The 7,980-nt window shown below is 69.4% G+C and carries 6 protein-coding genes; 4 read left to right on the forward strand and 2 right to left on the reverse strand.

The features are described from left to right. Positions 1 to 153: 153 nt before the first annotated feature. Together H610_RS24105 and H610_RS0117255 are read right to left on the reverse strand one after the other, a co-directional pair. Entirely contained in the window at positions 154 to 1,092 is a 939-nt protein-coding gene (locus H610_RS24105; RefSeq protein ID WP_043238907.1) for an SdiA-regulated domain-containing protein, read from the reverse strand. A gap of 77 nt (positions 1,093 to 1,169) precedes the next feature. Next, positions 1,170 to 3,101, reverse strand: a complete 1,932-nt coding sequence (locus H610_RS0117255; protein WP_028240848.1) for a methyl-accepting chemotaxis protein — start codon at positions 3,099 to 3,101, stop codon at positions 1,170 to 1,172. Positions 3,102 to 3,356: 255 nt separating this feature from the next. On the opposite strand from H610_RS0117255, the gene H610_RS0117260 reads away from it, so the two are divergent. From H610_RS0117260 to H610_RS0117275, 4 genes are all read left to right on the forward strand, one after another. After that, positions 3,357 to 3,650: a hypothetical protein gene (locus H610_RS0117260; protein ID WP_028240849.1), complete on the forward strand. Its 294-nt coding sequence runs from the start codon at positions 3,357 to 3,359 to the stop codon at positions 3,648 to 3,650. A 250-nt stretch (positions 3,651 to 3,900) separates the two neighbouring features. Further along, positions 3,901 to 5,271, forward strand: a complete 1,371-nt coding sequence (locus tag H610_RS24110; protein ID WP_051231844.1) for an MATE family efflux transporter — start codon at positions 3,901 to 3,903, stop codon at positions 5,269 to 5,271. A gap of 109 nt (positions 5,272 to 5,380) precedes the next feature. Then, positions 5,381 to 5,839 carry a DUF2214 family protein gene (locus H610_RS0117270; protein WP_028240850.1) on the forward strand — a complete coding sequence of 153 codons (459 nt, stop codon included), beginning with the start codon at positions 5,381 to 5,383 and terminating at the stop codon, positions 5,837 to 5,839. 74 nt (positions 5,840 to 5,913) lie between these two features. Then, on the forward strand, positions 5,914 to 7,806 hold the full coding sequence (locus H610_RS0117275) for a hybrid sensor histidine kinase/response regulator (RefSeq protein ID WP_028240851.1): 1,893 nt from the start codon (positions 5,914 to 5,916) through the stop codon (positions 7,804 to 7,806). The last annotated feature ends 174 nt before the right edge of the window (positions 7,807 to 7,980 follow it).

Raw genomic sequence — 7,980 nt, forward strand, 5'->3', positions numbered from 1 at the left:
GCCTGCTCCTACAGGTGTTCGGCGCGGTTGCAGACTGCGCCGCGCCTTTCCCTTCTCCCCCGGGAGAAGGTGGCCCGCAGGGCCGGATGAGGGAGTACGGTGCAAGCAGCAGTCTCATCGGAGCGGCATTGAAATCCAGTCGGCACCGGGCGTTCAGGGCGCCCGTTCGAAGCGATAGAAGAGGTTCGGCTCGCTGACCAGATACATCCGGCCCTGGTCGTCCAGGGTCAGCCCCTCGCCCTGCGGCACGCTGTCGGACAGCCCGGCGAAGCCCGCCCACAGCGAACGGTAGTTCACCAGCCGCCCCTCGCCGTCGAGTTCCAGCAGCATGCGCGCCTCGTCGCTGAGCAGCAGCAGGTGCCCGCTGCGATCGTCGTAATGTACCGAGGACAGGTCGGTGGCCATGCCCTTGTCTTCGAGCCAGGCCGAACGGTCGAGGATCGCCAGGTCGCCGCCCTGCCCGGTCAGCAGTCCCTTGAGCCCGCGGATCTCGTAGAGCTTGCGCGGCGAGTGCTCCTTGACCACGAACAGCCGGTCGCCCCTGAGGTCGTAGCCGAGGCCCTCGAAGCCGGCGTTGCCGGCCTCTCCCAGCGAGAGCGACAGCGTCTGCCCGGCGCCCCGTCGCAGCGGGCCCTCGCGCGTCGGTACCGGCAGCGCCACCAGCCGCTGCTCGCGCTCCTCGGCGAGCAGCAGCAGGTCGTCGCCGAGGTAGGCGATCCCCTCGACGTCGGTGAAGCCCTCCAGCGGATAGCGCGCGATCGTCCCGCCGTTCTCGTCCAGGGCCACCAGCGCTTCCGGGTTGTTGACCACCGCCCACAGCTGGCGGCGATCGGCGTCCCAGGCGAGGCCGGAGAGGTTGTCGTCGACGCCGGCGACCGGGCGCGCCTGCAGGTCTGCGCGGAAGGCGTCGAGGCCCAGGCCGGCGCGCGGGCGGTCCAGGTCGCGCCAGGCGACGTCCAGGTGATGCAGCGCGCGCTCGTGCAGGTGGAAGCTGAGCGTCACCGACAGCCCCAGGGCCAGGAACAGGGCCGCGAAGAACAGTGGGTGGCGCAGGATGCGGGAGGCCGGCGAGGCAACCAGGGATGTGGACATAATGCGGGCCCGGAATGAGGAAGCCCGCAGCATGCCGACGACAGATGTCAGCGAGATGACGGCGGCCGCCGCCCGCCCTACAGCCGGAAGCTGCCCATCTGCCGGCCGAGATCCTCGGCCAGGCGGCTCAGCGCCCGACAGTCGTCGCGGCAGCTCTGCACCTCGCCGGCGGTGGCGTGCGCCAGGTCGGCGATGCCCTGCACGTTGCGGGTGATTTCCTCGGTCGCCGTGGTCTGCTCCTCGGTGGCCGCGGCGACCTGAATGTTCATGTCGCTGATGCGCTCGACCTGATCGGTGATCGCCGCCAGCGAGCGCCCGGTGCGCTGGCTCGACTCGACGCCTGCGCCGGTCGCGCCCTGCCCGGCCTGCATCGAGCTGACGGCCGTGTCGGCGCCCTGCTTCAGGCGCAGGATCATCTGCTGGATCTCGTCGGTGGAGGCCTGGGTCCGGCTGGCCAGGGTGCGCACCTCGTCGGCCACCACGGCGAACCCGCGGCCCATTTCCCCGGCCCGCGCCGCCTCGATCGCGGCGTTGAGCGCCAGCAGGTTGGTCTGCTCGGAAATGCCGCGGATGACCGCCAGCACCTGATCGATCGAGGCGACCTGCTCGGCCAGTTCGCCCACTGCCCCGGCGGCGCTGCCGATTTCGCCGGACATCCGCTCGATCTGCGCCACCGACTGGCCGACCACCTGGCGCGCCTGGCTGGCTTCCTGGCGCGCGGCCTGCGAGGCCTCGGCCGCCTGGCTGGCGTTGCGCGCGATCTCCTGCACGGTCAGCCCCATCTCATTCACCGCAGTGGCGACCATGTCGGTCATCTCGTGCTGCCGTCCGGCGCGCTCGGCGGTGTTGTCGACCACCGCCGCCACCTGCGTGACTGCGCTGCGCAGCCGCTCGCTGGTGGCCAGCACGTCGCCGATCAGGCCGCGCAGGCTGTCGAGGAAGCGGTTGAACCCGCGCGCCAGGTCACCGAGCTCGTCGGCGCGGCGCTCGTCGAGCCGGGCGGTGAGGTCGCCGCCACCGCCACCGATTTCCACCAGTGCCGCGGTGACCTGGCGGATCGGTCGGACCAGCCCGCGCGCCAGCAACACCACCAGCGCCAGGCACAGCAGGGCGATACCGACGCCGATCGCCATGGTCATCCACAGGGTACGCCGCGCCTCGGCGTAGATTTCCGCTTCCGGCACCTCGCTCACCAGCAGCCAGCTGAGGCTGTCCAGCGGCTGGGCGATGGCCAGGAAGGTTTCGCCGTCGCGCTCGAAGCGCACCACCTCGCGTTTGCCGGCGAGCAGCTCGCGGGCCGCTTCGACGGAGGTCAGCGACGCGAGGTTGGCCGAACCGTTGTGCTCGGCGCGCGGGTGCACCTTCACCTGGCCGTCGCTGGCGACCAGGTATACCTCGCCGCTTTCGCCGAAATGGAAGCCGCGGATCAGCTCGGACATGCTCGCCAGGCTGTAGCCGAGCCCGGCCACCCCGAGGGTCTTGCCGCCGGCGCTGATGCGCTGGTTGATGAACAGCGTTGGCAGCTGCGAGGCCTTGTCGATGTCCACGTCCAGGCGCCGCTCGACACCGCTGTCGACCAGGCTGTAGAACCAGGCGTCGCGCGGATTGCCACGTTCCAGCGTGCGCGCCAGGCCGCTCTCGGAGTAGTAGCGGCCGCTGCCGAGCACGGCGATCGAGGTGGTCAGCGCCTGCTGGCTGGTCTCCACGCCCTGCAGGTAGCGGACGAAGGCGTCGGCCTGCGCCGGGTCCTCGCCATTGGCCAGCCAGTCGCGCACCAGGCTGTTGTCGGCGATGCCGGCAATGGCGGTGAGCGGCGCCGCCAATGTGCGCTCGAGGTCGTTGCGGATCGCGCTGACATTGGCCGGCAGCGCGCCCTCGAGCAGATAGCGCTCGGTCATCCGGCTGACCACGTTGGAATAGACCGCGACCACGATCAGAAGGCTGACCAGCAGGGCGGCGCCCATGCTGAGGATCAGTTGCCGCTGGATGCTGCGCTGCCAGAACTGCATGGGCATACTCCACTGGGAAACACAGGAGGGATGGGACGGCCTCTATCTTGTATACAAAAATAGAGAAATCGTATGCAGTTATCGGCGCCCACCTGACAAACTTGAAGCCCGTCACAAAAAAGACATGTCCCCGCCGACGGCCGGTCGCCCCGTTTCGCCCGCCCCCGACGGGAACTCCCGGCGACGAGCGGCAGCCCAATGCCCAGGCGACCGTGCGAGCCGGCGCCTCCCCCTGGTCGCGGAGCAAGAGGAATCATGCAAGTCCAAGGATTTTTCGAATGGCTGGGCGAAGCCCTGGGAAGCATCATCCGCTTCATCGTCGACCTGCTCGGCGGCTTCTTCGACATGCTCGCCTCGGCGGGCCACAACTTCATCCAGGGCCTGTCGCGCGCGCTGGGCATGGACAGCTCGCTGGTCAGCCTGGCGGCCCTGGTGGTCGGACTGATGCTGCTGATCGCGGCGGTCCGCGCGCTGTTCCGACGGGCTTTCGTCAGCGGCCTGATCCTGCTGTTGCTGGGGCTGTGGCTGCTGAGCTGGCTGATTCACTGAGGGCTGTGCCTGAACAAATCCTGCTTGCTCGCGGGTTTGGTTTGGATGGAGCAAGGGTGGTGGGCTGAAGCGGAACGTCGCCGACCCGCCCCTACGGGAGCGGCACCGGCACGGTGGGCTTCAGCCCACCGCCCACCGATACCGCCGGGGCCCGAATGCCCGCGCCGCGATGAATGTTCTTTTCTTCCCATCGCCTGCCCGCCCCGGCCGCCGCCACGTATAGTGTCCGGCTGTGCTCCGGAGCCCACCGATGACCCGCCTGACCGCTGCCTGGCACCACGCCCCCACCCACCGGCAGGTGTGGGCGCTGGCCGCGCCGATGATTCTTTCCAACATATCCATCCCGCTGGTCACGCTGGTCGACAGCAGCGTGATCGGCCACCTGCCGCACGCGCACCAGCTCGGCGCCGTGGCGGTCGGAGGCGCGCTCTACAGCCTGATGATCGGCAGCCTCGGCTTCCTGCGCATGGGCACCACCGGCTTCGCCGCCCAGGCTACCGGGCGCGGCGATGGGGATGCGTTGCGTGCGGTGCTGCTGCAGAGCCTGCTGCTCGGGCTGGCCCTGGCGCTGCTGCTCGGCGTGCTGGCGGTGCCGCTGAGCGACCAGGCGCTGCGCTTGATGGCGCCGTCGCAGGCGCTCGACACGCTGGCGCGCGACTACTTCCACACCCGACTGCTCGGCCTGCCGGCGGCGCTGGCCAGCTATGCGCTGATCGGCTGGTTCCTCGGCACGCAGAACGCCAGGGCGCCGCTGGCGCTGCTGCTGGTGACCAACCTGGCCAACGTCGCGCTCGACCTGTGGTTCGTGCTCGGGCTCGACTGGGGCGTGGTCGGCGCCGCGCGCGCCTCGGTGATCGCCGAATGGAGCGGCGCCCTGCTCGGCCTGGCGCTGACCCGCCCGGCGCTGCGGCGCCATAGCGGCCAGCTGGCGGCCGGCGCGCTGCGTCACTGGCGCAACTGGCGGCCGCTGCTGGCGGTCAACCGCGACATCTTCATCCGCTCGCTGCTGCTGCAGGGCGTGTTCTTCCTGGTCACCTTCCAGGGTGCGCGGCTCGGCGACAGCACGGTGGCGGCCAATGCCCTGCTGCTCAACGGCCTGATGCTGACCGCCTACGCCCTCGACGGCCTGGCGCATGCCACCGAAGCGCTGTGCGGCCACGCCATAGGCGCGCGCGACCGCCTGGCGCTGCTGCGCGGGCTGGTGATCAGCACCGGCTGGGCGCTGCTGGCCAGCCTGCTGTTCAGCCTGGCCTTCCTGTTCGGCGGCGGGCTGTTCATCGCGCTGCAGACCGACATCCCGGCAGTGCGCCAGGTCGCCGGCGTCTATCTGCCGTACCTGGCCGCGCTGCCGCTGATCGCGGTCTGGAGCTACCTGCTCGACGGCCTGTTCATCGGCGCCACCCGCGCCCGCGAGATGCGCGACAGCATGCTGGCCTCCACCCTGCTGGCGCTGCCGCTCGGCTGGCTGCTGCAGGACTTCGGCAACCACGGGCTGTGGCTGGCCTTCCTGGCCTTCATGCTGGTGCGGGGGCTCTGCCTGGCCGGGCTCGGCTGGCGCATCCAGCGCCGTGACGGCTGGGTCCCGGACACCGGCCGGCCGGGCGTACCGCTTTGCGCCTGAAGCCGCGGGCAATGACTGCCAAGCGGTTTTCAAAGCGCGGCGAATCAAGCAGCATGGCGCCCGTTGGGCGCACCGCTCGGACCGCGCCGGCTGGAAAAGGACCCCTGACATGGCGCACGCCATCGCTGCCTACCTGCATTACCTCGCGATCTTCCTGCTGTTCGCCCTGCTCACCCTCGAGCACCAGCTGTTCAAGCGCCCGCTGACCTTCGAGCGCGCGCGCAGCCTCTTCCGCATCGACATCGCCTTCGGCCTGGTCGCGGCGATGGTCCTGGCCACGGGCGTGTCGCGGGTGTTCTGGTTCGGCAAGGGCATCGACTACTACCTGCACAACAGCGTATTCCACGCCAAGGTCGGGCTGTTCCTGCTGATCGCCCTGCTGTCGATCTACCCGACCCTGACCTTCCTCGGCTGGCGTAACCGGATCAAGGCCGGCGAGGCGCCCGAGGTGGGCGAGCGGACGGTGCGCGCGGTGACCTGGGTGATCCGCATCGAACTGCTCGGGCTGCTGATCATCCCGCTGCTGGCCACGCTCATGGCGCGCGGTTTCGGCGTTTTCGTCCGATAAATCGCAATCGCGACCTGACAGACCCGCGCGCCGGTGGCATCCTGTGCGGTCGTGCCCGATGCTGCGAGCCCCTCATGACCGCCCCCCAGAAACCATCGCCTCAGCTGTCTCCCAGGCACTACGAGCTGCTGATCAATGCCGTGGTCGACTACGCCATCTACATGCTCGCCCCCGACGGGCACATCATCAGTTGGAATGCGGGTGCCGAGCGCATCAAGGGCTACAGTCGGGATGAAATCCTCGGCCAGCACTTCTCCCTCTTCTTCACCGAGGCCGATCGCCTGGCCGGCAAGCCGCAGCGGGCCATCGCGACGGCGCTCGCCAAGGGCCGCTTCCAGGACGAAGGCTGGCGCCTGCGCAAGGACGGCAAGCGCTTCTGGGCGCTGACCGTGCTCGACGTGGTGCGCGACGAGCAAGGCGCGCTGCTCGGCCTGGTGAAGATCACCCGCGACATGACCGAGCAGTACCAGGCCCAGCAGTTGCGGCTGGAAAGCGAGCGCAGCTTCCGCCTGCTGGTCGATGCGGTCACCGACTACGCCATCTACATGCTCGACACCGAAGGCCGCATCAGCAGCTGGAACAGCGGTGCCGAGCGCATCAAGGGCTACACCGGCAGCGAAGTCATCGGCACGCATTTCTCGCGCTTCTTCACGCCCGACGACCTGGCCGCCGACGTGCCGGCGCGCGCCCTGCGCGCGGCGCTCGAGGAAGGCCGCTTCGCCGCCGAGGGCTGGCGGCTGCGCAAGAACGGCGAGCCCTTCTGGGCCAGCGTGGTGGTCGATCCGATCCGCGACGAGAACGGCCGCCACATCGGGTTCGCCAAGGTCACCCGCGACATCACCGAGCGCCTGGAAGCCGAACGCAAGCTGGAGGAAGCGCGCAACCAGCTGCTGCAGTCGCAGAAGCTGGAGGCCCTCGGCCAGCTGACCGGCGGCCTGGCGCACGACTTCAACAACCTGCTGACCATCATCCGCGGCGCCGCCGAACTGGCGCTGCGCAGCACGGCCGAACCACGGGTGCAGCGACAGACGAAGATCATCACCGACGCCGCCGACCGCGGCGCCGCCATCACCCGCCAGCTGCTGACCTTCGCCCGCCGGCAACCGCTGCAGGCACGGGTGATCAGCCCCTCGGAAACGCTTCGGCAGACCGTCACCCTGCTCGAGCAGTCGGTGCCCCGGGACGTCTGCCTGACCGCCGACATCGCCGACGATCTGCCAGAGATCGAGATCGACCCGCAGCAGCTCGAACTGGCGCTGCTGAACCTGACGATCAACGCCCGCGACGCCATCCACGGGACCGGCACCATTCACCTGCGTGCCTGGTGCTGCGAGCTCGCCGGCGAGCTGGACAACCTGCACGGCCCCTTCGTCGCTATCGCCATCGAAGACGACGGCGAGGGGATTTCCGCCGAGGTCTGCTCGCGCATCTTCGAGCCCTTCTTCACCACCAAGCGCTTCGGCGAAGGCACCGGGCTGGGGCTGAGCCAGGTGCACGGCTTCATCAAGCAGTCGCGGGGCGGCATCCGGGTGGACTCCACCCCCGGCGAGGGCACCACCTTCACCCTCTACCTGCCGGCGCTCGGCGGCGGCTCCGGGACCGGCGGGCGCGGCCCCGGATCGAACAAGCGCATCCTGCTGGTGGAGGACGACCAGAACCTCTCCGAGGTGGCCGCCGCGATGCTGGAGATGATGGGATTCGAGGTGCTGCAGACGCACAGCGCCAGCGAGGCGCTGGCCGAGCTGAGCCGGGTGATCCGTGTCGATCTGCTGTTCAGCGATGTGATCATGCCCGGCGGCATCAGTGGCCTGGAGCTCGCCAACCGGGTGCGCGAACGGCTGCCGGAACTGCCGGTGCTGCTCACCACCGGCTTCAGCGACGCCGTGCAGGACGGCGTCAGCTATCCCCTGCTGCAAAAGCCCTACACCTACGACGACCTGGCCGACGCGGTGAAGGCGCTGACCTGACCCCCGGGATTCGGTGGTGAGGGCTGGCATGCAACGGCCCCGGCCGGGCCACCTTCTCCCGAGGGAAAAGGGAAAAGCCGGCGCCGAATCTCGCAGGGGCCGGGCGGCGTTCGCGTAGGGTGGGCTTCAGCCCACCAGAGAGGCCACGGCTTTCAGCAGTCGGTGGGCTAAAGC

The sequence above is a fragment of the Stutzerimonas azotifigens DSM 17556 genome (assembly GCF_000425625.1).
In the GTDB taxonomy this organism is placed as follows: Bacteria; Pseudomonadota; Gammaproteobacteria; order Pseudomonadales; family Pseudomonadaceae; genus Stutzerimonas; species Stutzerimonas azotifigens.

What these genes read in the sequence shown, in the direction of transcription:
- H610_RS0117275 (WP_028240851.1), top strand. Translation starts at nt 5,914, where the DNA reads ATGACCGCCCCCCAGAAACCATCGCCTCAGCTGTCTCCCAGGCACTAC.
- H610_RS0117255 (WP_028240848.1), bottom strand. Translation starts at nt 3,101, where the DNA reads ATGCAGTTCTGGCAGCGCAGCATCCAGCGGCAACTGATCCTCAGCATG.
- H610_RS0117270 (WP_028240850.1), top strand. Translation starts at nt 5,381, where the DNA reads ATGGCGCACGCCATCGCTGCCTACCTGCATTACCTCGCGATCTTCCTG.
- H610_RS24110 (WP_051231844.1), top strand. Translation starts at nt 3,901, where the DNA reads ATGACCCGCCTGACCGCTGCCTGGCACCACGCCCCCACCCACCGGCAG.
- H610_RS24105 (WP_043238907.1), bottom strand. Translation starts at nt 1,092, where the DNA reads ATGTCCACATCCCTGGTTGCCTCGCCGGCCTCCCGCATCCTGCGCCAC.
- H610_RS0117260 (WP_028240849.1), top strand. Translation starts at nt 3,357, where the DNA reads ATGCAAGTCCAAGGATTTTTCGAATGGCTGGGCGAAGCCCTGGGAAGC.